General features: G+C 46.4%; 22 protein-coding genes, 1 other RNA gene and 1 pseudogene. 19 read left to right on the plus strand and 5 right to left on the minus strand.

Translation table 11 applies throughout. The features are described from left to right. Nucleotides 1-2 precede the first annotated feature (2 nt). A complete protein-coding gene (locus ICV90_RS03645; protein WP_215359794.1) occupies nt 3-965 on the minus strand; it encodes a tripartite tricarboxylate transporter substrate binding protein in 963 nt (320 codons plus the stop codon). Beyond that, nucleotides 962-2,029: a tartrate dehydrogenase gene (locus ICV90_RS03650; RefSeq protein WP_215359796.1), complete on the minus strand. Its 1,068-nt coding sequence runs from the start codon at nt 2,027-2,029 to the stop codon at nt 962-964. Before ICV90_RS03650 ends, ICV90_RS03645 begins: the two co-directional genes overlap by 4 nt. Nucleotides 2,030-2,281: 252 nt before the next feature. On the opposite strand from ICV90_RS03650, the gene ICV90_RS03655 reads away from it, so the two are divergent. The 3 genes from ICV90_RS03655 (at nt 2,282) to ICV90_RS10325 (ending at nt 4,272) form a co-directional block, all read left to right on the plus strand. Next, nucleotides 2,282-2,755 carry a LexA family transcriptional regulator gene (locus tag ICV90_RS03655; protein WP_251367788.1) on the plus strand — a complete coding sequence of 158 codons (474 nt, stop codon included), beginning with the start codon at nt 2,282-2,284 and terminating at the stop codon, nt 2,753-2,755. A gap of 1 nt (nt 2,756) precedes the next feature. Further along, entirely contained in the window at nt 2,757-4,073 is a 1,317-nt protein-coding gene (locus ICV90_RS03660; protein WP_251367789.1) for a Y-family DNA polymerase, read from the plus strand. Between the two features lie 67 nt (nt 4,074-4,140). After that, entirely contained in the window at nt 4,141-4,272 is a 132-nt protein-coding gene (locus ICV90_RS10325) for a hypothetical protein (RefSeq protein ID WP_255407106.1), read from the plus strand. A 67-nt stretch (nt 4,273-4,339) separates the two neighbouring features. On the opposite strand, the gene ICV90_RS03665 is transcribed toward ICV90_RS10325, so the two are convergent. Beyond that, nucleotides 4,340-4,999, minus strand: coding sequence for a putative quorum-sensing-regulated virulence factor (locus ICV90_RS03665; protein ID WP_215359802.1), 660 nt, complete (start codon nt 4,997-4,999; stop codon nt 4,340-4,342). A 185-nt stretch (nt 5,000-5,184) separates the two neighbouring features. On the opposite strand from ICV90_RS03665, the gene ICV90_RS03670 reads away from it, so the two are divergent. After that, on the plus strand, nt 5,185-6,174 hold the full coding sequence (locus ICV90_RS03670) for a sulfurtransferase (protein ID WP_215359804.1): 990 nt from the start codon (nt 5,185-5,187) through the stop codon (nt 6,172-6,174). Nucleotides 6,175-6,464: 290 nt separating this feature from the next. Here ICV90_RS03670 and ffs read toward each other — a convergent pair. Continuing rightward, nucleotides 6,465-6,563, minus strand: an RNA gene (gene ffs / locus ICV90_RS03675) — signal recognition particle sRNA small type. 32 nt (nt 6,564-6,595) lie between these two features. Here ffs and dnaX point away from each other — a divergent pair. From dnaX to ICV90_RS03740, 13 genes and pseudogenes are all read left to right on the plus strand, one after another. Further along, nucleotides 6,596-8,257, plus strand: coding sequence for a DNA polymerase III subunit gamma/tau (gene dnaX, locus ICV90_RS03680; RefSeq protein WP_215359806.1), 1,662 nt, complete (start codon nt 6,596-6,598; stop codon nt 8,255-8,257). A gap of 51 nt (nt 8,258-8,308) precedes the next feature. Further along, the gene (locus ICV90_RS03685) at nt 8,309-8,632 is read left to right on the plus strand and encodes a YbaB/EbfC family nucleoid-associated protein (protein WP_215359808.1); all 324 of its coding nucleotides are present in this window, start codon (nt 8,309-8,311) and stop codon (nt 8,630-8,632) included. A gap of 33 nt (nt 8,633-8,665) precedes the next feature. After that, the gene (gene recR / locus ICV90_RS03690) at nt 8,666-9,280 is read left to right on the plus strand and encodes a recombination mediator RecR (RefSeq protein WP_215359810.1); all 615 of its coding nucleotides are present in this window, start codon (nt 8,666-8,668) and stop codon (nt 9,278-9,280) included. Nucleotides 9,281-9,522: 242 nt separating this feature from the next. Then, nucleotides 9,523-10,938 (plus strand): carbohydrate porin, encoded by a 1,416-nt coding sequence (locus ICV90_RS03695; protein WP_215359812.1) that lies wholly within the window; start codon nt 9,523-9,525, stop codon nt 10,936-10,938. 186 nt (nt 10,939-11,124) lie between these two features. Beyond that, nucleotides 11,125-12,654: a TolC family protein gene (locus tag ICV90_RS03700; protein WP_215359814.1), complete on the plus strand. Its 1,530-nt coding sequence runs from the start codon at nt 11,125-11,127 to the stop codon at nt 12,652-12,654. Nucleotides 12,655-12,663: 9 nt separating this feature from the next. Further along, a complete protein-coding gene (locus tag ICV90_RS03705; RefSeq protein ID WP_215359816.1) occupies nt 12,664-13,923 on the plus strand; it encodes an efflux RND transporter periplasmic adaptor subunit in 1,260 nt (419 codons plus the stop codon). Further along, nucleotides 13,924-17,001, plus strand: coding sequence for an efflux RND transporter permease subunit (locus tag ICV90_RS03710; RefSeq protein ID WP_215359818.1), 3,078 nt, complete (start codon nt 13,924-13,926; stop codon nt 16,999-17,001). 2 nt (nt 17,002-17,003) lie between these two features. Beyond that, the gene (surE, locus tag ICV90_RS03715) at nt 17,004-17,789 is read left to right on the plus strand and encodes a 5'/3'-nucleotidase SurE (RefSeq protein ID WP_215359820.1); all 786 of its coding nucleotides are present in this window, start codon (nt 17,004-17,006) and stop codon (nt 17,787-17,789) included. A gap of 29 nt (nt 17,790-17,818) precedes the next feature. Next, nucleotides 17,819-18,442: pseudogene (locus tag ICV90_RS03720) on the plus strand (protein-L-isoaspartate(D-aspartate) O-methyltransferase); the annotation flags it as partial. Between the two features lie 76 nt (nt 18,443-18,518). Continuing rightward, the gene (locus ICV90_RS03725) at nt 18,519-19,241 is read left to right on the plus strand and encodes a peptidoglycan DD-metalloendopeptidase family protein (RefSeq protein ID WP_251367790.1); all 723 of its coding nucleotides are present in this window, start codon (nt 18,519-18,521) and stop codon (nt 19,239-19,241) included. A 24-nt stretch (nt 19,242-19,265) separates the two neighbouring features. Beyond that, nucleotides 19,266-20,087 (plus strand): 3'-5' exonuclease, encoded by an 822-nt coding sequence (locus ICV90_RS03730; protein WP_215359826.1) that lies wholly within the window; start codon nt 19,266-19,268, stop codon nt 20,085-20,087. Beyond that, the gene (gene rlmD, locus ICV90_RS03735) at nt 20,080-21,507 is read left to right on the plus strand and encodes a 23S rRNA (uracil(1939)-C(5))-methyltransferase RlmD (RefSeq protein ID WP_215360346.1); all 1,428 of its coding nucleotides are present in this window, start codon (nt 20,080-20,082) and stop codon (nt 21,505-21,507) included. The genes ICV90_RS03730 and rlmD overlap by 8 nt, the downstream gene beginning before the upstream one ends. Before the next feature lie 54 nt (nt 21,508-21,561). Then, nucleotides 21,562-22,116, plus strand: a complete 555-nt coding sequence (locus ICV90_RS03740) for an outer membrane protein (protein ID WP_215359828.1) — start codon at nt 21,562-21,564, stop codon at nt 22,114-22,116. Nucleotides 22,117-22,471: 355 nt separating this feature from the next. On the opposite strand, the gene ICV90_RS03745 is transcribed toward ICV90_RS03740, so the two are convergent. Beyond that, entirely contained in the window at nt 22,472-23,173 is a 702-nt protein-coding gene (locus tag ICV90_RS03745; protein ID WP_215359830.1) for a Bax inhibitor-1 family protein, read from the minus strand. A gap of 261 nt (nt 23,174-23,434) precedes the next feature. On the opposite strand from ICV90_RS03745, the gene ndk reads away from it, so the two are divergent. Both ndk and rlmN read left to right on the plus strand, forming a co-directional pair. After that, on the plus strand, nt 23,435-23,860 hold the full coding sequence (gene ndk / locus ICV90_RS03750) for a nucleoside-diphosphate kinase (RefSeq protein ID WP_071465494.1): 426 nt from the start codon (nt 23,435-23,437) through the stop codon (nt 23,858-23,860). Between the two features lie 46 nt (nt 23,861-23,906). Next, a complete protein-coding gene (gene rlmN, locus ICV90_RS03755; protein WP_215359832.1) occupies nt 23,907-25,139 on the plus strand; it encodes a 23S rRNA (adenine(2503)-C(2))-methyltransferase RlmN in 1,233 nt (410 codons plus the stop codon). Nucleotides 25,140-25,168: the final 29 nt, after the last annotated feature.

Here is a 25,168-nt window from a genome sequence, read left to right on the forward strand (position 1 = left end):
CCTTACTTAATCATCCCAGCATTCTTAGCATCATCCATGGCTTGAGCTGTTTTCTCTTTCATGAATGCCGGCATCTTTGCTAGAGGAACATCCACAATCACAAAGCCAGCATCTTCCAATTTCTTTTTAGTCTCGGGATCGGCATTGAGCTGTGCGAAGTAATCAGACATTTTTTGCTGCAATATCAGCGGGGTTGCTTTGGGCACGGCAACGCCACGATAAGCGCCGTCTACCCAGTTCAACCCCAGCTCTTTAAAGGTCGGTACGTCTGGTAGAGCGGGATTACGTTTCTCAGTAGCAATTGCTAGCGTACGCACTTTCCCTTTTTGCTGAATAGCTAAAGGTAGATAACCCATCGCGCCATCAACATGCATTCCAATCAAGGCAGTAATCAAATCACCCGTGCCTTTAAAGGGAACGTAAGTAATTTTGACGCCAGCCAGTTTATTGAGGCGCTCGACTGCCATGTGGTTGGCTGAGAACTGTGCGGATCCAGCAAGCGTCATCTTGCCAGGATCTTTTTTGGCAGCCGCAATAAATTCTTGATAGGTCTTGTAAGGACTATCCGCGGAAACCATCAAAGCATCAGGGGTGAAGTGGTAGTAGTAGATCGCATTAATATCTTCCGTCTTGTACTGAATCCCCTCCTGTAGCGGCTGCAAGATAGTGTGGGGGATATTCACGCCCACTACCGTTGTACCGTCAGCGGGATAGGTATTCATGGTGCTCCATACCAATGCACCACCAGCACCAGCACGGTTCATAACTACCATCGGCTGTTTGAATTTCTTAGCTGAGATGTCGGCTTGATAGCGCGCTACCAGGTCAGACTCACCAGCAGGTGGGAAGGGGATGATGTACTGAATGGTTCTATCGGGGAAAGGTTGAGCATGCGCGCCGGATAGCAAGCCAAGTGAGACTAGGCCAATACTCAGCAATCTACTTAGTAATTTAAACGGCTTCATTTAGAAATCTCCTCAATGACTGCATTAGTAACATCACTCATCATGGCTGTGCCGCCTAAATCACGAGTATGTAACTTTGGATTGACTGTCACTTTTTCAATGGCTGCCATTAACTTTGCACCGAGCGCTTTTTCACCCAGGAAGTCGAGCATCATCACCGCTGACCAGAAGGTGCCAATTGGATTGGCAAGACCTTTACCCATAATGTCAAAAGCAGAGCCATGAATCGGTTCAAACATGGATGGATAGCGACGCTCTGGATCGAGGTTTCCAGTAGGTGCAATGCCTAAGCTACCGGCTAATGCAGCTGCCAAATCACTGAGTACGTCTGCATGTAAGTTGGTGGCAACAATGGTGTCTAAAGATTCTGGGCGATTGACCATGCGCGCAGTAGCAGCATCAACCAACTCCTTGTCCCAAGTGACATCCGGAAAATCTTTGGCAACGATATTGGCTATCTCGTCCCACATCACCATGCCATGGCGCTGTGCATTGGATTTGGTAATCACGGTGAGGTGTTTGCGAGGGCGTGACTGCGCTAACTTAAAGGCGAAGCGCTGTACGCGTTCTACTCCAACGCGAGTCATGATGCTCATATCTGAAGCTACTTCGATGGGGTGACCCTGGTGTGCTCGGCCGCCTACACCAGAGTATTCGCCTTCAGAGTTCTCGCGCACGATCACCCAATCCAGCTGATCTGGTTTGCAATTACGTAGTGGCGTTTCAATGCCAGGAAGAATGCGCGTAGGGCGCACGTTTGCATATTGATCAAAGCCCTGACAAATTTTGAGACGCAAGCCCCACAAAGTAATGTGATCTGGAATCTTAGGGTCGCCAGCTGAGCCGAACAAAATCGCATCTTTAGAGCGCAAAGGTTCAAGACCATCCTCGGGCATCATGATGCCGTGCTTGCGGTAGTAATCGCCACCCCAATCAAAGTGCTCGAATTGGAAAGCGACTTCAGGATGTTTTTTGCTTAAGGCATTCAATACCTTCTCGCATTCTGGGATGACTTCTTTGCCAATGCCGTCACCTGGAATGGATGCGATCTTATACGTCTTCATATGTCTCCTACTGTTCTTTTTATATGAGCTATTTCAGGGATAACTTCCTGAATAACTTCTAGGATCATTATGCAATTCCTAGGTCCCAATACAACCATGGGGTACTCGGGGTTTATGGCTAGGGAGGTCGAGAAAAAGGAGGGGGGGGTGGGAGGGGGCTCATAGCCCCAAAACAACAAAAATAAGGCCATTTTTGCGGTTTTTACATATACTGTATAAACATACAGTATATTAATGACTATGACGCAAGTAATGAACCCCGCAAAAGTAACCCTAAGCCAGGCACCACAAGCCTTGGCAGGCCATTTTGCCGCCTATGAGCTCAAGCTCCTAAGTCACCGGATGTCAGCTGGATTCCCTAGTCCAGCGGCAGATTACGCCGAAGACGGCCTCGATCTGAACCATTACCTCGTCCAGAACAAGCCAGCTACTTTCATGTTCACCGTGAAGGGGGATTCCATGCTGGGCGCGGGGATTTGTGATGGCGACAAGGTCGTCGTTGATAAAGCCCTTAAGCCAAAACATAAAGACATCGTGGTTGCCGTAGTGGATAGCGAGTACACCATCAAGCGCCTTTATCAGTTGCGCGGTCGTATTGAGCTCCAACCAGAAAACCCAAACTATCAGCCTATTACCTTTAACGAAGGCAGCGAGCTGCAAATCTGGGGTGTAGTGGTTGGGGTAGTGCGTAAGTACAGCAATGCCAGTGGCAGAAATGGGAAGTGAGATGAACTCCAATTCACAAACCATATCAACTCCACTTTTTGCACTTGTGGATGTAAACAACTTCTACGTTTCTTGTGAGCGTGTATTTCAGCCGAAGTTGGAAGAAGTGCCGATGGTGGTGCTCTCCAATAACGATGGCTGCGCTGTAGCACGTAGTGCTGAAGTCAAAGCGCTTGGCGTGAAGATGGGAACGCCTTGGTTTCAAATGAAGGACTTGGCCAAGCAGCATGGCATTCAGGCTTACTCGTCTAATTACACCTTGTATGGCGACATGAGTAGTCGTGTAGTTCAGGTGCTGAGAGCGTTCACGCCAAACCTAGAGGTTTACAGCATCGACGAGAGCTTTTTACAAATCGAGACAGTCTTAAGGCAATATCAAGACACGATTGAATTAGGTCAAAAGATTAAACAGGAAGTGAAAGATGCCACCGGCTTACCAGTCTGTGTGGGCATTGGTGCCAGCAAGACTTTGGCTAAGCTAGCCAATCACTTGGCGAAGAAACATAAGCAGTTTGTTGGTGTGTGCGATGTCAACGCCATGGCCAAAGAAGAGCTCTATCAGTGGATGAGCGAGACTGAAGTGGGTGAGGTTTGGGGGGTTGGTAAACAAATCGCCAAGAAACTCAAAGCCCAAAACATTCAGAGCGTATTGGATCTTTTGCAAGCCTCACCACAAGCGATGCGTCAACAGTTTGGCGTGGTGATGGAGCGCCTCTGTTATGAGCTGCGTGGCACATCTTGCTTGCAGCTAGAAGAAGTAGCGCCAGCCAAACAACAAATTATCGCCTCGCGCAGTTTTGGTAAGTTGGTGACTAGCCAGGTAGAGCTTGCAGAATCGGTTGCTACCCATGTAGCGCGTGCAGCTGAAAAGCTCAGAACCCAAAATAGCACTACGGGCGCGCTCACCGTATTTATTCAGACCAATCCGTTTAAGCAAAACGAGCCACAGTATCACCAAAGCGTCACTATTCCGCTGGCTGACCCAACAGATAACACATTGACCTTAACCAATGCCGCGCTGGCAGGCCTCAAGCAAATCTATCAAGCGAACTTCCGTTACAAGAAGGCGGGCGTCATTCTGAATCTGATTAGCGATAAGCCAACAGCTCAGCAATCCTTGTTTGAGGATATCGAGACTAAAGGTAAGTCTGCTCATTTGATGAAAGCGGTAGATGAGATCAACACGCGCTTTGGTAATGCATTCATCAGATCTGCAGCCGCAGGAACCAATGGCACTAAAGAAGAGTGGCAGATGAGATCAAACAATCGGTCGCCGAACTACACCACGAGGTGGGATGAGTTACCGGTAGCTAGATAAAGAATTTAGCAGCAAACAAAGCAATTAATTAGTCAATAACACGTAATAACGCATAAAGGAGAAGCAAATGGACTTACTAAACAACTTCAACGGAATTTCTCTCGTAGCCATCATGGTTTTGTCTTACTGCGCAGTATTGAAAAATACTAAGCGTCATGAAAGCGCAACAAAACAAGTCTTTAATCGCAAATATCAGTAAAGAACAAGCAGTAGGCCTGGAAGGGGAATAAGGAAATCACGGATTCCTTATTCCCTAGTAAAGGCTGTTACTTGGCTTCTAAAGCTTTGCGTAAATAACCAGAGACATTGTCTTGGCGTAGTAGCCATTGCTTGTAATCACTGGGCACTTGGCTAATGAGCTCACCCTTATGTTTACCATAAGGCATGGTCTTTGGAATTCTGGCTTTCTCGGACATCTCCCATAAAGCATCCAAAGAAACGGGGTGTAACTTATCGATAATCTGAGCAACAATTTTTGAGCAGATCCATACATCGGCTAAGGCGCTATGCGCATTGCGCAGTTGATCTCTAGCAGTATCGCGTTCAAAGTAATAGAGCAGAGCGCTTTGCGTGTGACTATCTAAATCAGGCCATAGACTACGCGCAAGCGCCAAAGTGCAAATGCGCTTGACTTCAGGGCTGCCAATTGCAACCCAATCAAAATCAATATTGTGGCCAATGAGATATTTAGTTCCGGCCGGCAATCTAAAAGAGCTGCTTGCGGGACAGTTGATCAATTCCTCATCCATGATGTGATGGGTAGCAAGAGCACCCAAGCTAATAGGCTTACCTGGGTTGTAACGTTGCACCCAAGGATTGCCCACTTCAAATGGATTGAGGGAGGTGACATCTAATGAAGCAGCTTCAATAATGACGGCATCGTTTTTATCGGTTGCTTCTACATCAAAAATAATGGCTTGGGGCATAGGAGTCTATTGGGATTGAATCATCCTATTGTGCCTCGAATTAAGTGGCTCAATTGATATTGAATAAAACCTACATACCCAAAACCATATCAATTGCTCGTTTTCTACGGAGATCGCTGATGGGTAGGCGTTGGTTTATCATCAATTTATCGCTTATTCACTCATATTTAATCCAAGGAAGTATCGTGAAATCACTATTGGCAATCGTATTGGCATCCATTTTTTCTATGGCATTTGCTCAGCAAAAAACATCCATTATTCAAACAGATCAGATGCAGCAGGCAATTGCTCGCGGTGCGATTATTTGGGATGTACGCGATGAAAAAAGTTACTTAGATGGCCACATCCCAGGTGCAATCAATATTGGTGAGATCGGTAATGTACTGCGTGACCCGAATAAAGAAGACTACATCCCTACAGAACAAATTCAAAAGATTTTTAACGCTGCTGGTTTAGATGTGAATAAAGATGTTGTGGTTTATGGTGCACGCGGCAATCCATATACTTATTTTGGTCTGTACACCATTAATTATTTTGGTGGAAAAGATGCGCAGATTTACCATGATGGTATTGATGGCTGGAAACAAGCTGGCCTGCCAATTCAAAAAGAGCGCCAAACCTTAGCATCAGTATCGGTAGTGCTAGTACCGCAGCCTCAATTGGTTGTTAGTAATGAGGAGATGCTCAAGCTTGCCCAGTCGAAATCCGTGCAAATCATTGATGCCAGAACGCCCGACGAGTTCTCAGGTAAGGATGTGCGTACGATTCGGGGTGGCCACATTCCCAATGCAACCAATATCCCCTTCGAAGACAATTGGCAAGACCCAGCAACTGCGATCAAGCTAGGTAAGAAGCAAGCTGCTGATAACTCTGGCATGGCACTAAAAAATCAAACAGATTTAAAAAAACTGTATGCCAATCTCGATCCTGATAAAGAAACCGTGGTCTATTGCCAAAGTGGTGTGCGGGCCTCTGAGACTGCCACAGTGCTGAAGTCTTTGGGCTTTAAGAAGGTCAAGGTATATGACTCGTCGTGGCTGGGCTGGGGTAACAACCTCAAAGCGCCAGTTGCTGATGAGACTTTCTTAAACGTTGGTGCGCTTAATGCAAAAATGACTGCAATGCAAAATAAAATCAATCAGCTAGAAGAAGCTTTAAAAAATAAAAATAACTAATGTAATTTAAATAGAGGCCCAATTCTTGGTGGAGGTAATGCTGCACCAAGATTGCTCTCTTCTTACGCTTAAATCATCCGGACTCCCTATTCATCGTCATCCAAAACCTCTACGCTGAATCTTTCTACATAGAGGGGATCAGCTTTGCGAGTGTCTATTGAGTGTTCCCATAAACAGCTGCAGTTATTTAGAATCTCTCTGGATGCGCGAACTGTTCTGGTTTTGCTGATTATTTGGATAATTTGGGGACTTTTCAGGATTCTGAAGATCTTCTGAATTCCAGGGGAGGGGTGGATGAGCCAAACCCCCGGCACTGGCAGAAATTGGGTTTGGCTGCTTCGTTCCCGACCTGACCAGGTTATCCAACCCACCATGCGGGGAGGCCCATCCAATTCCATTTTAGCTTGTTAGAATGTAAGACATGACAGCATTGGCATTAGCCCGTTCGTGGCGCCCCAAAACCTTCTCTGAATTAGTCGGCCAAGACCATGTGGTTAAGGCCTTAACCCATGCTTTGGATCAGGGTCGCTTGCACCACGCATGGCTCTTTACGGGTACTCGTGGAGTAGGTAAGACCACAATTGCCCGGATTATGGCTAAGGCCCTCAATTGCACGGGATCTGATGGTTCCGGCAAGATGACTTCAGAGCCTTGCGGAAAATGCCCAGCCTGTATGGAAATCGATGCCGGTCGCTTTGTTGACTATATAGAGATGGATGCTGCAAGTAATCGTGGTGTGGACGATATTGCCGCTCTCCTAGAAAAAGCAGCTTACGCACCCAGCAATGCGCGTTATAAGGTCTACATGATTGACGAGGTGCACATGCTCACCAATCACGCCTTTAATGCCATGCTCAAAACTTTGGAAGAGCCTCCAGAGCACGTCAAATTTATTCTAGCTACTACCGATCCTCAAAAGATCCCAGTAACTATCTTGTCTCGTTGCTTGCAGTTCAATCTCAAGCAAATGCCAGTACCACTCATTGTTGAACATTTAGAAAAAGTGCTCGCTGCCGAGAAGGTGGAGTGCGAAGTCAATGCCTTGCGTGTTCTTGCCAAGGCAGCTCAAGGTTCAATGCGCGATGCTTTATCGCTAACTGATCAGGCTATTGCCTATGCGGCTGGCAAAGTTAGCGAAGAATCCGTGCGCGGCATGCTTGGCACATTAGATGATGCTTATCTCATCCGTATTTTGGATTGCTTGATCGCTAAAGATGGTGCTAGCCTACTCGCAGTCGCAAACGAAATGGGTGAGCGCAGTATGTCTTTCTCATTGGCGTTGCAAGATCTCTCCAGCCTGTTGCAAAAAATTGCAGCAGCGCAAGTTGTTCCGGAATCCGTTTTAGAAGATTGGCCAGAAGCAGGCGAGATTCGTCGCTTGGCAGGTCAGCTCACAAAAGAAGAAGCGCAACTCTTCTATCAAATTACGATTACAAGTCGTCCAGATTTATCGCTGGCACCGGATGAGCAAACTGGTTTTGCCATGACGCTATTACGTATGTTGGCTTTTCGTCCAGGCAATGGTGGAGGAGGCAATTCTTCTTCAGCGCCATCATCACCCTCGGCTCCCCCAGTAAACACTGCTCGACCAGTAGCACCAGCTCCTAAATCATCTGCACCAGCACCTGCTGCAAGAGCAGCTACACCTGCCGCTCCGGTATCGACACCGTCAGCACCAGCTCCCGCAGCCAGTTCTGCCGAGCGTCCTGATTGGCATGCCTTGATGCGACAGTTACCCGTTAAAGGGATGGTGCAGCAGTTAGCATTTCAGACAGAGTTGCAAGATTGGAATGATTCACCTGCTGGAGTACGCGCAACCATCGTTACGCCGATGCCGCAGTTAGCTTCTGACGCTTCTGTTGGTCGTTTGGCTGATGCGCTTACAGCTCACTTTGGCAAGCCCGTCAAGATCGTGATTGAAAAGGGCGAAGTAGAAGGTAAGACAGTGGCTAAGGTGGATGCCCAGATTCATCAAGAGAAAAGAATGAATGCGGAGCAAATGATTGCGGCCGATCCATTTATTCAGCAATTAGAAAAAGAGTTTGGCGCCAAGGTAGTTGGCGGTTCTGTGAAACCTCTTTAATTCATATCAATATTCATAAATCATAAGTAATACCACTAAGGAAATAAAGCGATGATGAAAGGTGGACTTGCGGGCCTCATGAAACAGGCTCAGCAGATGCAAGAGAAGATGAAGACTGCGCAAGCCGAGTTGGCTGCGTTGGAAGTAACTGGCCAAGCTGCCGGTGGCTTGGTAAAAGTAACTGTCTCTGGCAAATACGAACTCAAGCGTGTGCAGATTGATCCAGGTGCCATGGATGATCGTGAGATGTTGGAAGACCTCATCGTGACTGCCTACACAGAAGCATTCAAGCAAGTGGAAGCAGCAAGTGCGCAGATGATGTCTGGCGCCACTGCTGGTATGCCAATGCCCCCGGGCTTTAAGTTGCCGTTCTAATTCAATCTTTCTAAATACGAACCTGAATATTTAATGGCGCGCATAGAAGCACCTCAAGATGCACTCGGTCGATTGATCGAGGCATTACGCGTTCTGCCTGGAGTAGGCCCCAAGTCAGCGCAGCGCATGGCATTCTATCTACTGCAGCATGATCGTAATGGTGCAGCAGTACTTGCTCAATCATTAGGTGAGGCAGTTGAGACTGTTGGTCACTGCGCTCGTTGCAATACTTTCTCAGAAACGCAGGTTTGTAGTACTTGTTCCGATGGTCGCCGTGATCCTTCTTTGCTTTGCATAGTAGAAACGCCTGCTGACCAGGTGATGGTGGAACAGACGCTCAGTTTTAAAGGTAATTACTTTGTATTGATGGGTCGTCTCTCGCCACTCGACGGCATGGGTCCAAACGAAATCGGCTTTGATCGATTGCTCAATCGCATTGAGACTCCCGATACCGGTATACCGATTCGTGAAGTGGTCCTTGCAACTAATTTCACGAGTGAAGGTGAGGCTACTGCCCACTATATTGGTGAAGTACTTAAAGCCAAGGGCATCAAAGTTACTCGTATAGCAAGAGGCATCCCAGTAGGTGGAGAGCTTGAGTATGTGGATGCTGGCACCTTAGCTCGCGCTTTAATGGATCGCCGTTAATTCTTCTGTTTGCTCATTGAGTTGTTTTCAGGGCACACCCAAAGACTAATGCGAGCCCAATCTATCAGGGATTCTTCCCTGATCTGTCATCTCTAGGACATAAAGACTAGGTAAATTGCCTCTTTTTGGGGATAATTCGGTCTGCACCACCCTTGAGCTTCAATCTCACGCTGTGTTTGCCTAGTTTTCTCCATCGGCATGTTGTCATTGCATAGCAGTGGCATCCCAATTAGAAATTGTGAATGACCCGCAAGATTTATCTACTCCTCCTGTTGAGCATTATTTGCACAGTCTTCGGAGCAACTGCGTTCGCGCAGAGGGCAGGTTCTGGCGCCGACCAAATTGAAAGCTTTGCAGCCCCGATTGATGGCTTGCCTACCGAAGGAAGTATTTGGGGTTTGCCAGTGAACGTTCATGGCCAAACTACATATATTAATCAGCGATATAACAATTTCACCTCATCATATTCAGGGCAAAATAGTTTGTCTGAATCCAAGTCAATGAGCTACACCTGGTCTGGTACTTTATTTATGGGTGCTCGCTTAGCACCCAACACGGATATCTATTTCAATCCAGAAGTCGTTTCTGGTGTGCCATTTTCAGGTTTGGTGGGTTTAGGTGGATTTACTAATGGAGAGGCTACTAAAGCTGCTGGTGCGCAGGCGAAATTTTATTCGGCGCGTGCATTTGTGCGGCAAACCATTAATCAAGAGGGTGAGAAAGTTGTTCTTGAAAACGAAGCCAATCAAATCACGCAAACAGTCAGTAGTAATCGTGTTGTACTCACAGGTGGCCAGTTCTCAACCTTAGATATTTTTGACGATAGTCGTTACGCTAAAGATCCTCGTATTCAGTTTATGAACTGGGGCAATATGACTTACCTGGCCTACGACTACTCCGCTGATGCGCGCGGCTACAGTTGGGGCCTGGCAGGGGAGTGGTACTTGGATAACTGGGTCATGCGCGCCTCTCGCATGCTGGCACCAAAATCACCAAACGGCAAAGATTTGAACTGGCAAATTTTTAATACTTATGGTGACCAAGTGGAGGTTGAGCGGCAACACAATATTGGCGACTTGCCAGGTAAGGTAAGTGTCTTGGCTTATCGTAACCGCATGATCTTGGCGCGCTTTCAGGATGCGACAAATTATGTAGTGGCTAATAATGCACAAGGCACACAAGCCATTAACAATGTACGCAATAACTACCAATATAAAACTGGTATTGGTATTAATGGTGAGCAAGCGTTAACCAAGGATCTTGGCATCTATGGACGCGCATTTACCTCTGATGGCCATACAGAAACCATGTCGTTTACAGAAGCCGATAATTCTGTTTCGGTTGGCATGGGCTTAAATGGGACAAGCTGGAAGCGTCCCAACGACACCATCGGCGTATCGATGATGCAAAATGGTCTTTCCAGTTTTAGAAGGGGTTACTTGCAAGCTGGAGGAGTGTCTTATTTCATTGGCGACTATGCAAGCCCCAGCCAAACCATCTCCTATCGTCCTGAGCGTATTGGAGAAATCTATTACAACGCGATGGTGGTTAAAAATGTGCTCGCTGGCGTGAACTTTCAGCGCATCAATAATCCGGCCTATAACTCAGCTCGGGGCCCGGTAAACATCATGTCTTTTAGGATCCATGCCGAGTTTTAAAGACTTTACAGGCTCTAACCATAATTATTATCTTTAGAATCAATAAGATAGCAATTGTCAATAATTAGACTTTTGGCTTTTGTACCCTATAATCCTTAAAACCCCCAGAAATGGCTTTTGACTGGTTCAAAATCCACATTTGGGGCTATAAAAACAGCATTTTTATTGATTTAGAGGCAGCCGCTTTTGTTGATTCTCGGCAAACACAAAACTAGCGTAGCGACACCGCTCAAAAGAGTGACTCCATTTGCAATGGCAGCCTTTGTTGTTTGCGCCTCCACTCTTTCTGTTTCAACGTTTGCTCAGTCATCCATGGATAACACTTCCGGAAGCGTTACTGTTCAGACTGGTGATACTTCATTGGCGGCGCCACCATCAATCGGAGCGCAACTTGGCGCTAGCTCTAAGGCGGCCGAAATGTTTGCCCCAGTAACCAAAGTAAACACACCAAAAATTTATACCAAGCCTATTTCATCCGGGCCAACCGAGATGGATTTGCGCCAGCTTTGGAATGAGCTCAAAGTGAACAATCCGCAATTATCTTCATTGCGTGAGTCTTACTTATCTGCCAAGGCAACTGTTCCACAAATTAATGCACCAGCTAATCCACAGGTCGGATTGGTGTGGTCAGGCATGCCGGTGAATTCTCCACTTGCTTTAGGTGGGGCAAATGCACCATCACAGCAATATCCTGGAGGTATCAGTAGTAACAATGCCATTTCGATTGCACAACCTTTTCAGTTTCCAGGCAAAAAAAGCTTAGCAGCGAATATTGCCGATACAAATGCAGAGGCTTTATTGGCCCAGTCAGAGGCGACCTATTTGCAGTTAGGCGCACAGCTTTCCAGTCTTTACTACAGCGCACTCGCCTCACAAAAGCAACTACAGGTTCTTAAAGAATCTGTCATCCGCCTAGAGATGATCAAGAATGTGGCTAAGGCTCGTTATGCGAATAATGCTGCAGCTTATGTTGAGTATCTTAATGCGCAGGTGGCACAAAGCGCTGCTGAGGCTGATCAATTTAATGTTGACCGTCAACTTCAAGTTGCACTCAATAATATTAATACTTTAGTAGGTCGACACTCCCGTGAGAAGCTAGTGCTCCGTGGTGATGTGCGCCGTGCTATGAACGGTGTACCTACATTAGTTGAGCTTGAAGACTATGCTGAAAGTAGTCATCCCGCTTTAAAGAGCTCTGCGCTGCAATTAGATGCTGCACGTAAAGGCGTGGATCTTGCAAAGAAAGCTTATTTGCCAGACTTCCAAGTGATTGGTTCATCCTACACGCCGCGTGGCCCATTTTCCGCAAACAATGGCGCACTGTTCTACCAGTTGGAGCTGGACCTCATCATTCCTTTGTATTTCTTTACCAAGGAAAAGTACGGGGTAGAGCAGGCACAGCGCAATCAAGCGGCTGCTGAGGCAGGTAATATCTCTAATCGTCAGCAAATCGTGCTCGCTGTGAATACTGCTTATGCTGCTTATGAGCAAGCTAAGAATCAAACCCAGTTTTTGAAAGATCGCCAAGTACCACAAGCAGATGCTGCTTACAAGGTAGGATTAATTCAGTATTCCAATAACGGTCAAGGCTTTAATGATTTATTGACGGCACAGACGCAGTTGCGTAATTTAGAGGTGCAACTGGCTTTGGCGGAAGCAAATTTGATGCAATCCCAGGCAGTCTTGCTGGTTTCTGCTGGCAAAGAACCTTTTTAAGGAGTTGTTTTGAAGGACAAGTTAACCAATATCCTCAAGCGAGCTTCCGAAGAGATTCAGAAGCTAAGGGATAAATTCACTGCTCGCATCGCCGCCAATACCAATGAGATTCACCGCTCATACTGGGCGCTTCCACCAGAGACGCGTGCGCGCCTCCGCTTAGTCATAATTTGTGTTTCTATTTTGATGCTGGGTATTGTGATTGGTTTATTCGTTAACGTGAACCGTCCGGTTAAGCTCGAAAAAACAGCTAAGACTTTATCGATTGAAAACACCGGTGCAATGGAGTTAAAGCTCCCAGGTGTAGATCTCAATCCCAACATTTATATTTTCCAAGATGCAGTTAAAACTCAAGTACCTGTTGAATTAAATGTTCCGGGTCGCCTTGCATTTAATGCTGAAAAATCTAAAGTGCTCTCCGCTAGAGCCCCGGGTAGGGTTGAGCGTATCTATGCTTTTGATGGTGCACCAGTTGAAGTCGGCTCTCCAGTAGTAGAGCTCTATAGCCCTGAGTTTCTCTCTGCGCAACAAGAATATTTATTGTCCTCTAAGACCGCTAAAGTGCTTGAGGCGAACAAGACAATGAGTGATCTGTTGGGCGATGCTCAAATTACTCAGCAAGCTGCAGCTAACCGGATGCGTAATCTTGGGGCAAGCGATGGAGATATTAAGACTTTAGATAAGAGTGGAAAAACCCAATATAACCTGGTGATGCGCTCTCCTTTACAGGGAGTGGTGGTAAAGCGTTCTATCGAGCCAGGATCGATAGTGAATGCTGGCGATGTCTTGGTGACCTTGGCAAACCCTAAAGAGTTATGGTTCTTAGGTAATGTGTACGAGCAGGATATTCGGAAGATTCAAAAAGGGCAGACCATGGTGCTACGTTCCGAGTCCTATCCTGATAAAGAATTTATTGCTAAAGCTAATTACATTGCGCCAGCAATGGATCCAGAGACACATGCTTTGCTCATACGCTGTGATGTTGAAAATACCGATGGTTTCTTACGTCCTGATATGTATGTCAGTGCAAAACTTAAGACAGGCGAGGCAGAGGCTGTTGTGGTTCCTCAGTCAGCGATTGTGAGAGTGCGCGAGATGCGTTATGTCATCATCAAAACATCTAAAGACACCTTCCGCCGTTTTTCTGTGAAAGGCTACGATCTTGATGGTAAGCGTTTCGCAGTAACTGAGGGTCTAGATCCTGGAATGTTAGTCTTAACTGATGGCGCGGTTCTATTGAACGACCGTTTTGCCAAGCAGGAGGAATAATTGAGTTTTGTAACCTCCTTCATTCGGGGAGTTTTAGATAAGCGCGTCATTATTTTATTTGCCGCTGCTGTGCTGTTGGTGCTTGGCACATTTAGCTTAAAACAATTACCGATTCAGCCATACCCAGGAGTGGCGCCGCTGACGATTCAGGCGATTTCCCAATGGCCAGGGAGAAGTACAACTGAGGTCGAGCAACAAGTCACTATTCCAGTTGAGAATGCCTTAGCTGGTATTCCGGGGGTCAAAGCGTTTCGCTCGGTATCTCTGTTTGGTTTGTCCGTTGTTACGTTGAAGTTCAATGACAATGCCGACCCCTTTAAAGTTCGCCAAATCTTCATCACCAATTTAGGCAATGTGGCGTTTCCGGCAGGGGTAAGTTCCAGTGTTAGTCCAGATTCAGATGCGACTGGTGAAATCTTGCGTTACCAGGTGACTTCTGATTACGCGTCACCTACACGTCTTAAGACCTTACAAAATTACGAGATCTATAAAGAGCTCAAGCAAACTCCAGGGGTAGCTGACGTTTCTTCCTTTGGTGGCAAAGTTCGCCAATATCAAGTCATTGTTAGCCCAGAAAGTCTTCAGTCCAAGGGCGTGACTGTGCCTCAGGTGATCGATGCACTAACGAAAGCGAATGACAACACTGGTGGTGGCATATTGCCAAGTGGCGAGCAACAGTTTGTCGTGCGCGGTGTGGGCCTACTGAAGAATATTGCTGATATTAAACAAGTAGTTGTTGCAGTCAATAAGGGAGTACCAGTTCGAATTGGCGATATTGCAACTGTTCTTATTGGTAATGCACCCCGCTTGGGCCTGTTTCAGTTCGATAGCAATCCAGACTCTGTTGAAGGGATCGTCTATCTACGTCGCGGTGAAAATGCCTCAGAAGTCTTGGCTCGCGTGCGTGAAAAAATTGATAACGTCAATAATCACATCTTGCCACCCGGTATTCAGGTGAGACCTTTTTATGACCGACAGGTGTTGCTGGACATCACTGTAGGCACTGTGAAGCACACCATGTTCTTTGGTATCACCATGGTTCTGGTATTGCTCTATGTATTTTTGGGTAACTTCCGTGCTGCTGCAGTAGTTGCTGCAGTGATACCGCTGGCGCTATGTTTCTCTTTCATCATGATGTATATATTTAATGTGCCAGCGAATTTGATCTCGCTAGGAGCAATTGACTTCGGTGTGATTGTGGATGCGGCTGTGATCATTACGGAAAACGTGATGCGCCATATGGAAGAGGGTGGTAAGCGGGTCAATCAAAGCATTATTTTGGCCACTAGCGAAGTCCAGCGTGCCATGATTTATTCCACCAGCATCATCATTGTGGCTTATTCACCGTTGTTTTTAATGGGCGGTGTTGAAGGTATTATCTTTAAGCCAATGGCCTTCACTATGGGCTTTGCTTTGGTGGCCTCGATTATTCTGAGTTTGACCTTCCTACCCGCATCGATGTCGTATGTCTTTGGGGATAATTTTCATCATGAGCCACCGAAATTTATTACGTGGATGTTGGAGCGTTATCGCCCAATATTACGTAATTGGATGGATCATCCACGTCACGTGATTGCAATTTCTATTTTCATTTTGGGTGTAACTTTATTAAGTGCCACTCGATTGGGAACAGCATTTTTACCAACCCTAGAAGAAAATAATATTTGGTTGCGCGTAACACTTCCCAATACGGTGGATCTTGATTACTCCATTAAAGTCGCCAATCAGTTGCGCGAGACTTTCTTAAAGCAGCCAGAATTAGAAAAGGTTGCCGTTCAGATTGGTCGCCCTGATGATGGTACAGATTCAACAGGGGTATTTAATCAAGAGTATGGCCTGTATTTAAAGTCTCCTGAGGAGATGCCAAAAGGCACAAGCAAGCATATTCTATTGCAACATCTGCAGGCTGAGCTTGATAAGATCCCAGGCATTAATTACAGCTTCTCTCAGTACATCCAAGATAACGTGAATGAAGCCTTATCCGGAGTTAAAGGGGAAAATTCTGTCAAGATCTTTGGCTCTGATTTAGAAGTTCTTGCACAAAAAGCGCATGAGGTGGTGACTCAGCTCAAAAAAGTACGCGGTATTGAAGATGAGAATATTCTCAAGGAATTGGGTCAGCCCACTTTGAATATTCAGATCGATCGTGATATGGCCGCACGTTACGGTGTGAATGTCAGTGATATTCAAACGGTTGTTGCAAATTCGATTGGCGGTGCACCAGTTTCAAACTTCTTAGAAGATGAAAAAACCTTTGGCATAGCTGTTCGTTTAAATGAGGCTAGTCGCAACGATATTCCGGATGTCACCAATTTATTGATTGATACTCCTAATGGTCAAAAGGTTCCTTTAGGCATGGTGGCCAATATTCGTTTAAGCGATGGCCCATTCTTTATCTATCGTGAAGCCGGTAAACGCTACATCGCTGTGATCTTTAGTGTGCGCGGTCGAGACTTGGGCAGTGCTGTAGAGGATGCCAAGTATTTAGTTGAAAAGAATGTAGCCTTGCCAACGAATTACACCATTGCTTGGGACGGTCAATTTAACCAAATGAAGGCTGCACAACAAAAGCTCATGGTTATCATTCCATTGACGCTCGTTGCCATTTTCTTATTGCTTGTAACTGCCTTGGGTAATTTCCGCGATGCAGTGATTGTTTTGATTAACGTTCCTTTCGCTGCCATTGGCGGCATCATTGCTTTGCATCTTGGTGGTGAGACCTTGAGTATTTCCGCTTTATTTGGATTTCTATCGCTCTTTGGCATTGCGATTCAAGATGGTGTGATTTTGATCTCGTATATTAATAAAACCGTAGCTGAAGAGCATGGCGCCATGAAAGATGCGATGGTAGATGGTGCTGCATTGCGCGTTCGCCCTGTATTGATGACAGCAATGTTGGCTGGATTAGGTCTCCTACCTGCAGCTTTGTCACATTCGATCGGTTCCGAGGCACAGCGTCCGTTGGCTCTTGTGATTGTGGGCGGAATGGTAACTACTACGATTTTGACTTTACTAGTATTGCCAGTGATCTACGCAGCAATGAGAGCGCGTGGCAAACGTAAACAGGGACTTGTTTAATCATGTCAAAACAACCGCATATCTTGGTTTCAAATGATGATGGCTATTTGGCTCCTGGCCTGTTGGCTTTAGTGAGTGCGGTGCGTCCCTTGGGCCGTATTACCGTGATTGCTCCTGAGCAGAACCATAGCGGTGCCTCGAATTCACTCACATTATCTAGACCATTGTCGATTCATCGCGTTGCAGGTGGCGAGCGGGATGGCTTTTTCTTTGTCAATGGCACGCCAACCGATTGTGTGCACGTTGCCATGACCGGATTTTTGGATGAGAAACCTGACCTAGTGATCTCTGGCATCAATCAAGGCGAGAACATGGGCGAAGATACGCTTTACTCTGGCACGGTCGCTGCCGCAGTTGAGGGCGTGATGTTTGGTGTGCCAGGTATTGCTTTCTCACAAATTGATCGTGGCTGGAATCGCATTGAAGATGCCGCTAAAGCAGCGCATGATGTAGTGGCCCAAATGTTGGTTTCTGCCTTGGCTCGTACTGAGGGTACAGCAACGCTATTGAACGTCAACATCCCTAATCGTCCTTATGCTGATTTATATCGCTGGCGTGTAACGCGTCTTGGCAATCGTCATCACTCTCAACCAGTAGTGGTGCAAGACAGTCCACGTGGTGAGAAGATCTACTGGATCGGCGCTGCGGGCGATGTGAAAGAGGGTTCGGAGGGTACGGACTTTCATGCGATTGCTGAAGGATGTATTTCGATTACGCCAATGCAACTCGATTTAACGCACCATGCTCGTTTAGCAGCGATGCGCGCAAATGGTTGGGATCGCGGTTGAAAGCTCCAACCGAACGCTTTGCTGCTTATCGGCAGGCCCTTGCAGCAAAAGTACATGCTGGCGGAGTAAAGCACGGTAAAACATTAGAGGCGATTGCTACTGTTCCTCGGCACGCTTTTATGGATGCTGGATTGCATGCACAAGCCTACGAAGATACTGCTCTACCAATTGGGCATGAGCAGACTATCTCTAAGCCATCAGTAGTAGCACGCATGATTGAGTTGCTTCATAAACCCAAACATAAACTTGGCAAAGTATTAGAGATTGGCACTGGTTGTGGTTACCAAGCGGCGGTACTGAGTTTATTGGCGGATGAGGTTTACTCCATAGAGCGTATTCGTCCGCTGCATGACATGGCAAGAGCTAAGTTGCGCCCATTTCGCATTAACAACCTTCGTTTGATCTATGGCGACGGTATTTTAGGTTTGCCTCAGGCCGCTCCATTTGATGGGATTATTTTGGCTGCAGCTGGCTTGGGTATTCCGGATGCCTTACTTGACCAATTAGCAATTGGAGGGCGCTTAGTTGCCCCAGTCGCCAAAAATGACAAAGAGCAGCAACTGGTGATGGTTGAAAGAATGAGTTCCCAGCGCTATCAAAGAACTGTACTGGACGGGGTCTTTTTTGTACCCTTACAATCAGGGGTAGTATGAGATTTATGATGAATTCACCAATTCAGATCCCTTTTTGATGCTATCCACTTTATTGAAACTTTTCCTCGCCGCGCTCATGTCCTCATCCTTGATGTTGATGGTTGGATGTTCTACACCTCGCACTAAGCCTGCTAGCGTGACTGATCGTAGTGGTGGCTCAAGTGAGCCTGCGCCCCCTGGTTACTATCGCGTTAAAAAAGGTGACACCTTGGCGCGCATTGCTTTGGACCATGGTCAGGCACCACGTGATGTGGTGCAGTGGAACAAGGCAGCTAATCCTAGCTTTAATCCGAATGTGATTGAAGTGGGTGACTTGATTATGGTTAAAGCACCAGCAGGAACTAAGCCTGCAAAAGTGGCTGAGAAAAAACCATCTTCTGAAAAATCAGATTCAGTAGCTTCTACTCCTGAGCCAGCAAAAAACGAGGTAGTTGCTGAGCCAGGTATTCGTTTATCTTGGCCTGCAAAAGGCAAGGTTACTGGTGAGTTCAGTGAAACTAACAAAGGTATCGATATTGCCGGCAAGGTCGGCGAGCCAGTTCTTGCCGCCTCTGATGGCAAAGTAGTCTACGCAGGTAATAGTTTGCGTGGCTATGGCAACCTGGTGATTGTTAAGCACGACAACACCTATCTCACTGCTTATGCCCACAACAGTAAGCTCTTGGTAAAAGAGGGTGATACCGTTCGTAAGGGTCAGAAGATTGCTGAGATGGGTGATACAGACACTACTGCAGCTAAGCTCCACTTCGAGTTACGCGTTAACGGCAAACCAGTTAATCCAACGCCGTACTTGCAGTAATGTTGTCGGTCTAAGGTAGGGGCTATGGCCACCGTTCTTGTATTCGATATAGAAACCATTCCAGATGTCACTGGATTGCGTCGTCTGGAGGATTTTCCAGACTCCATGAGCGATGCCGAGGTTGCTAGCAAAGTGATGGCGGAGCGCGCAGAAAAGACCGGTAGTGAATTTCTACCCTTGTTTCTGCAAAAAATTGTTGCTATCTCTTGTGTGATCCGCAGGACTACTAAAGAAGGTTTGCCACAAATTAAAGTGGGCACTCTAGGGACTCCGCAGGATGATGAGAGAGTCTTAATACAAGCTTTCTTTGATCTCATCGAAAAATACACCCCTCAACTCGTTTCTTGGAATGGCAGCGGGTTTGATTTGCCCGTGCTGCACTATCGCGCCTTAGCCAATCATGTGCAAGCTCCGCGCTACTGGGAGATGGGTGAGAGCCAGGATTCTGATAGCCGAGAATTTAAGTGGAATAACTACATCAGTCGTTATCACATGCGCCATCTCGACATGATGGATCTATTGGCTAAATTCAATGGTCGTGCAAATGCCCCTTTAGATGGATTGGCAAAGCTATGTGGTTTCCCAGGCAAGATGGGTATGGACGGCAGCCAAGTATGGCCCGCGTATCAGGATGGCAAGATTAATGACATCCGCCGTTACTGCGAGACCGATGTGGTCAATACTTATCTCATGTACTGTCGTTTTCAATTGCTGCGTGGCGGCTTTTCTGATGCTGAATATCAAGAAGAAATTGATTTCGTGAAGGCTTATTTAGAAAAAGAATCTAAAGAGCCTAATGGCAGTCAGTGGCAAGAATATCTCCAAGGTTTTTCTGCGGATGCGTAGAGGGGATAAGCCAGTCAATATTGAGGTGACTGAGCCAATTAAAGTCGAAGCACTGGATTTGGATGCCCAGGGGATTGCACGCCTGGCACCCAATGAGGAGGAGGCCGCCCAAAGTCAAAGCGGTAAGGTGATCTTTATTAAAGGCGCGCTGCCAACCGAGTTGGTTACTTACACCATCACCAGTAATAAAGCGCGCTTTAGCAAAGCCAAAGTACGTGACATTCTGAAACCCGCCGTGTTTAGGGCGGAACCTAAGTGCAAAGCCTTTGGTGTGTGTGGTGGCTGCACCATGCAGCATCTAGATATCAGGGCGCAAGTAGCGATGAAGCAGCGTGTACTTGAAGATGACTTGCAACATATTGCCAAAGTAAGGCCGCAAGAAATTCTGCGCCCGATGGGTGGGCCTACTTGGGAATATCGTCACCGAGCACGTCTAAGCGCTGTCAATCGCTCCATTAAAAAAGGTACGGTACTCATTGGCTTTCATGAGGGTAAGAGTGGCTATGTAGCTGACATGCTAGCTTGTGAAATTTTGCCTAAGCACGTATCAGACTTATTACCCGAGATGCGCAAGTTGGTGATGGGGTTATCGATCGTTGACCGTATGCCACAGATTGAGATTGCGGTTGGTGAACCGGAAGATGTTTTCTCGGATGATCCCAAGAAATTAAAACCAGTCACTGCTTTAGTGTTTCGAAATCTCAAACCTTTAACTGTTGAAGATGAGCAACTTCTCCGACAGTTTGCTGATCAGCACCAGGTTTGGATATGGCTCCAACCCAAAGGCATTGAGACTGTGGCACCGTTTTATCCCGAGACCGGCAAGCTTTGTTATCGCCTGCCTGAGTTTGAGATCGAGATGCCATTTAAGCCTGCGGATTTCACACAGGTGAATCACATGATGAACCGTGCATTGGTGAGCAGGGCGATTCGATTGCTTGAAGTCAAAGAAACAGATCGAGTATTGGATCTCTTTTGCGGTATTGGCAACTTCACATTACCTCTTGCCAGAAAAGCAAAACAGGTTTTAGGGATCGAGGGTTTAGAGAGTTTGACGACTCGAGCTAAAGCTAATGCAGAACATAATCGACTCATAGATAAAGCCAGCTTTATGCAAAGCGACTTATTTCAAGTCACAACAGAAACAATTGCATCGTGGGGCAAAGCAGAGCGCTGGTTAATGGATCCCCCGCGCGAGGGTGCGATGGAGATTTGTAAAGCGCTTGAAGAGTTGCAAATTGCGCAAAGTGAATTGTTACCACAACGCATTGTTTACGTATCGTGCAATCCTAAAACTTTGGCGAGGGATGTGGAAATCTTGTGTCATCAAGCGGGCTACACCTTAAGCAGTGCGGGCATTATTAATATGTTCCCCCATACCTCCCATGTGGAGTCTATGGCAGTTTTTGATAAAGCCTAGCCTTTTGATATAGTAGTCAGTAATAAATAAAAATAAGTATCAAGGGGTAGTTACATGAAAAAAATAGCAATTTTGCTATGGGCTCTTTCTGCGCCTATTGCTTACGGTCAATCGCAAAACTTTGAAGGTTTTGGTTTGTCTGTGGACTATGCATTAAATTCTATTACTGATGTTTCAACACCCGGCGGCTCACAAACTAGTCGAAGCGGAATTCCCAGTATTACTGCTGACGCATACAAGGCTATAAATAATCAATGGCTAGTTGGCGCCTATGGTAGTTATGATTTGGCTACAACGGATACTGCGGGCTCTGATCCTGACGCACAGCACCCCATCGAAGCAGGCGGAAAAGTGGCTTATGCGTTTACTGAAAATTTATTAGGCTATATTAAGCTCGGATGGTCTTGGTCCAAATACTCATCACCTGGCTACTATCAATGGATGAATGGACCTAGTTACGGCATTGGTGCGGAATACCTGCTCACCAAACATCTCTTTACTAGAGTAGAGGTAGCACAGCAAAACTATAAAACCGTTCAGTGGAGTGATGGCTCAACCGACAAGGTTAATATCAATTCCTATGGTGTTTCTTTGGGTTGGCGCTTCTAAACTTTCATTCTCGAGTGTTCCTGATGCTTAATAATTGCACCAGAAGGGCGCTAATTTAGTGCATTTAGCCTGATGCTGGTGCGGCGCCCTAAAAATCATGTCTTATAGAAGAGTAGATTGGGCTTGTGCAGTGATGTGTTGCTGCTCAACTTTTTATCTTCGGGAGAGTGTCATGAAGGCCTCAGATAGTTTTGCAATCTTATTGATTTTGGTTGCGCTATCCTATGCTGTCAGTATGTTTGTAGCGACTTAATTATTTAGCTAAACAAACAGACTAAATAGCAGCAGTAAAAAAGGCGCCCGCAGGCGCCTGATGAGAACAACACACTAAAGTTTTAGCGTGTCTTAATCTCCCTTAATCTCGATTGCCACCAACAATACCCAAGAGGGCAAGTAAGTTGGTGAAGACGTTATACACATCTAAATAAATAGCTAAAGTAGCCATGATGTAATTAGTCTCGCCGCCATTGATAACGCGTTGCACGTCAACCAAGATGAAGGCTGAGAAGATGGCGATGGCTAACACCATCACAGTCAACATCAAAGCTGGCAATTGCAGCCAGATATTTGCCAATGAGGCAACGATCAAGAGAAGTACGCCTACCATCAAGAATTTGCCTAGGCCAGAGAAATCACTCTTGCTCACTGTTGCAATAGTTGCCATGGTAGCGAAGATTGCAGCCGTGCCGCCAAATGACAACATGATCAATGTCGCACCATTGCTATAGCTATTGAGGGTGAAGCCAATCAAACGGGACATCATGATGCCCATGAAGAAGGTAAAGCCCAGGAGCAGGAGAACGCCGACGCCTGTATCTTTATTCTTTTCAATTGCCCAGAAGAAGCCAAAAGCTACGGCCATGAAGACGATGAAGCCAATAAATGGGCTGCCAGAGAACAGGCTTAGACCCATTGCTACACCAAGCCAAGCACCAATCACAGTTGGAACCATGGAGAGCGCTAAAAGGGCGTAGGTGTTGCGAAGCACGCGGTTGCGTACCTGGACGGTGCTAATTGAGCCGGTTTGGCCAAAGCCGTAAGAGTTCAGATCACTCATATTGACTCCTTCTTTTTCATAGTGAATACAAGAGCCCATGAAGGGCTGTTGAGGATAAGTATAGACAAAACACCCTAATTTCAAGCCCCGACAGAAAAGACCTACAAATTAAAGGCTTATGCCCTGTAAATTCAAGGGCTTAGCCCTACAGACATAGGGGTAAATACGGTCAGGCAATGTATAATTCGGGGGTCGCTGGAGTGGGGTGGCTTTATTGGCCTCACCTAGCAAATACCTTTGAAATCACTATTGGAGTCTTGCATGGCAATTGAACGCACCCTTTCTATTATCAAACCTGATGCTGTCGCTAAAAACGTCATCGGCAAAATCTATGACCGTTTTGAATCCGCTGGTTTGAAGATCATTGCTTCCAGAATGGCGCATTTGTCACAAAATGAAGCTGAGCAGTTCTATGGCGTTCATAAAGACCGTCCTTTCTTCAAAGATTTGGTGAGCTTCATGATTTCTGGTCCTGTGATGATTCAAGTATTGCAAGGCGAAGGTGCTATTGCTAAGAATCGTGACTTGATGGGCGCGACTGATCCGAAGAAAGCAGAAAAAGGCACAATCCGTGCTGACTTTGCTGACAGCATTGATGCAAATGCGGTTCACGGTTCTGATGCTCCTGAAACAGCTGCTGTGGAAGTTGCATTCTTCTTCCCTGGCATGAATGTTTTCAATCGTTAATCAACGATTGCTAACGAACAACCTATTTAATTTATAAGTAGGCGCATTGACCTCCCCGCGCGTAAATCTCTTGGATTTTGACGCTGACCAAATGGCAGCGTATGTCGCGGGGTTGAATGAAAAGCCCTTTAGGGCAAAGCAACTCATGCAGTGGATACACCAACGCGGTGTAGCTGACATTAATGATATGAGTGATTTAGCAAAAAGCTTTAGAGCAACTTTGTTAGATAAAGCGGAAGTACTTTCCCTCCCCGTTATCAAAGATGAGCACGCCAATGACGGTACACGCAAGTGGCTATTGGACGTGGGCGCTGGTAATGCAGTCGAGTCTGTGTTTATTCCTGAGGATGATCGAGGCACCTTGTGTATCTCTTCTCAGGCGGGCTGCGCAGTCAATTGCCGTTTTTGCTCAACTGGGCATCAAGGTTTTTCACGCAATCTGACTTCCGGCGAAATCATTGGTCAACTCTGGTTTGCTGAACATCTTTTGCGCAATGACCCAGAGGCTATTCGCAGAATAGAAAAGTTTCCAACGCCAGGCTGGGAACACACTGGTCGTGTGATTTCTAATGTGGTGATGATGGGCATGGGTGAGCCCTTGCTCAACTATGACAACGTGGTATCTGCGTTGCGCTTGATGCTGGATGACAGAGCGTACGGTTTATCGCGCCGTCGTGTGACCGTTTCTACATCGGGTGTAGTGCCGATGATTGATCGTCTCGCACAAGATTGCCCTGTAGCATTGGCAGTTTCATTACATGCGCCCAATGACGCATTACGCGATCAATTGGTACCACTCAATCAAAAATATCCTCTACGTGAATTGCTTGATGCGTGCGAACGTTACTTGCCATTTGCACCAAGAGATTTCTTGACCTTTGAATATTGCATGCTCGATGGCGTGAATGACTCCGACATCCAGGCAAAAGAATTAGTACGCTTACTCAGAAACATTAAGTGCAAAATTAATCTCATTCCATTTAACCCTTTCCCAGAGTCCGGCCTCAAGCGCTCATCAGCGCAACGCGTCAATGCTTTTGCCGGCATCCTTTTAGATGCGGGCATGGTGGCTACTGTACGAAAGACCCGCGGTGATGACATTGCAGCCGCCTGCGGTCAGTTGGCAGGAGATGTTGTGGATCGCACCCGTGTGCGTGAACGCGCTGTTCACAATGCTGAGATTGAACTCGCCGAGGTTGAGCCGGATGAAGAGTTTGATCAAGATACCAATCTGGGACCAAACGAGCATCCCATTGAGTGGCTCAAAAAGCTTAAGTAAAAAAATTAGAACCCAATCCATAGATCCTA

Origin of the sequence: Polynucleobacter sp. JS-JIR-II-b4 (assembly GCF_018687815.1) — a bacterium.
GTDB lineage: Bacteria > Pseudomonadota > Gammaproteobacteria > Burkholderiales > Burkholderiaceae > Polynucleobacter.